Below are 2359 nucleotides of genomic sequence, written 5' to 3' on the forward strand. Positions count from 1 at the left end.
GGGCGGGCCGTCTCGGAGCCGGGGCCGGAACCGGGCCCCGTACGCGTCCGCGGGGCCCGTGGCGGTCGCCTGGGCGGGCCGTGTCCGCCGGCCCGTCGTACCGAACCAATATCGTGGACGACGTGGCTGTTCTCACCCCCCGCTCCACCGACTTCCCGCGTTGGTACCAGGACGTGCTCGACAAGGCCGAGCTCGCCGACAACGGGCCCGTGCGCGGCACGATGGTCATCCGGCCCTACGGCTACGCGCTGTGGGAACGGATGCAGGCCGACGTCGACACCCGGATCAAGGCCGCGGGCGCGGTGAACGCCTACTTCCCGTTGTTCATCCCGGAGAGCTACCTGCGCCGGGAGGCCGAGCACGTCGAGGGGTTCAGCCCCGAGCTCGCCGTCGTCACCCACGGTGGCGGCAAGGAGCTGGCCGAACCGGTCGTCGTCCGTCCCACCAGCGAGACGGTGATCGGCGAGTACATGGCCAAGTGGACGCAGAGCTACCGGGATCTGCCGCTGCTGCTGAACCAGTGGGCGAACGTCGTCCGCTGGGAGCTGCGCCCGCGGCTGTTCCTGCGCACCAGCGAGTTCCTGTGGCAGGAGGGGCACACCGCCCATGCGGACGCCGCGGACGCCGCGGCCTATGCCCGCCGGATCGCGCTCGAGGTGTACCGGGAGTTCATGACCTCGGTGCTCGCGCTGCCGGTGTTCGTCGGGGCGAAGACCCGCAAGGAGCGCTTCGCCGGCGCGATCAACACGATGACCTGCGAAGGCATGATGGGTGACGGCAAGGCGCTGCAGATGGCGACGAGCCACGAGCTCGGCCAGAACTTCGCCCGCGCCTTCGACATCGACTTCCTCGGGCCGGACGGCGGCCGCCACCTGGCGTGGACGACCTCCTGGGGCAGCTCCACCCGCATGATCGGTGGCCTGATCATGGCTCACGGTGACGACAACGGCCTGCGGGTGCCGCCCGCGCTCGCGCCCACCCAGGTAGTGGTGCTCCCGGTCCGCGACGACGACGCCGTGGTCACGAAGGCCCGCGAGATCACCGACGCGCTCACCGCACTCGGCGTCCGGGCCAGGCTGGACGCCCGCCCCGGTCTGTCGTTCGGCCGCCGGGTCACCGACGCCGAGCTCAAGGGCATCCCCGTCCGGGTCGAGGTCGGGCCGCGCGACCTGGCCGCCGGCAACGTCACGCTGGCCCGCCGGGACACCGCCGAGAAGTTCCCGGTGCCGCTCGGTGAGGCCGCCGGCCGCGTCCCCGTCCTGCTCGACGAGGTGCAGGCGAGCCTGTACGCGCAGGCCCTGGCGCTGCGCGACGAACGCACCTCGGACGTCACCTCGCTGGCCGAGGCGGTCGAGGCCGCCGCGACGGGCTTCGCCCGGCTGCCCTGGCACCTGGTGGGTGAGGACGGCGAGGCACGGCTCGCCGAGGACTCGCTGACCGTCCGCTGCCTGCAGACGCCGGACGGCGCCCTGCCGACCGCGGACACCAGGGACGAGGATCTCGTCTGCCTCGTGGCCCGCGCCTACTGACACGGGCACGGCTGGTCCGGTGGCCACCGGACCAGCCGGCGCAGATCCCAGCCGGCGCAGATCCCAGCTGGCGCCAGCCAAACGAGGGCCGGCCGAACGAGGGCCGACGGGCCATTCCCGCTTTTCCGGCGCACCGGCCCGACGTGCCTTAGCGGTGGAAACCGCGATTAGGTGACCCGGTAACTGGCGTAGCCATTCTTGACACCGCGGACGGAAACATCGAAAAGCGATGGAAGTCCATTTCCGGACGGCTCCGCCCGCCGTCGGACGCCCGCTGACGTGCGGCGGACGCCCGTGAGATGCGCCTGCGGGACGCGGTAAGCCAGGCGCTCGGTGAAGATCCCGCGAGCGCTCTCCGACGATGTCCGAGATCCTCCCGAGCGACCGCGGACGGCCGCGTGGAGATCCATGGATCTCCGGTCCGGCTGGGCCGGGTCTACTCCACTGTCAAACGGTTGACTCCGAATTTGGCGTAAGTAGGATTACGACACGAAATAGGACGTGGCGGTCAGGACGCGATCGAGACGTGTCAGGCTCCACCGGGCCGCCTGCTCGGCCCGCCCGCCCCGGCACGCGTCCGAGAAAAGAGGGCGAGATGCGAACCGGGAGCGAAACGGCGGGCACAACCCGTGGCGGGCGGCGTTCCGGTGTGCACCTCGGAACTCTCACCGTGACGACGAGCGAGTCATCAAAGATGATCGACATCAACGAGGAGCGGCTGTGAAGCGGTTACTGATCGACGGAAAGCTTGTCGAGACCGAGCGGACGGTCGACTCGATCAACCCCACGACCGGCGAAGTCATCGGCCAGGCCGCGGACGCGACGGTCGA

1 protein-coding gene is annotated in these 2359 nt (G+C 70.6%); it reads left to right on the plus strand.

Going from position 1 to position 2359, the window contains the following annotated elements; all coding sequences use genetic code 11:
• Positions 1-122 precede the first annotated feature (122 nt).
• On the plus strand, positions 123-1529 hold the full coding sequence (proS, locus tag FMEAI12_RS34530) for a proline--tRNA ligase (protein WP_112109259.1): 1407 nt from the start codon (positions 123-125) through the stop codon (positions 1527-1529).
• The last annotated feature ends 830 nt before the right edge of the window (positions 1530-2359 follow it).

It is taken from the genome of Parafrankia sp. Ea1.12 (assembly GCF_900465275.1).
Classification (GTDB): Bacteria; Actinomycetota; Actinomycetes; order Frankiales; family Frankiaceae; genus Parafrankia; species Parafrankia soli.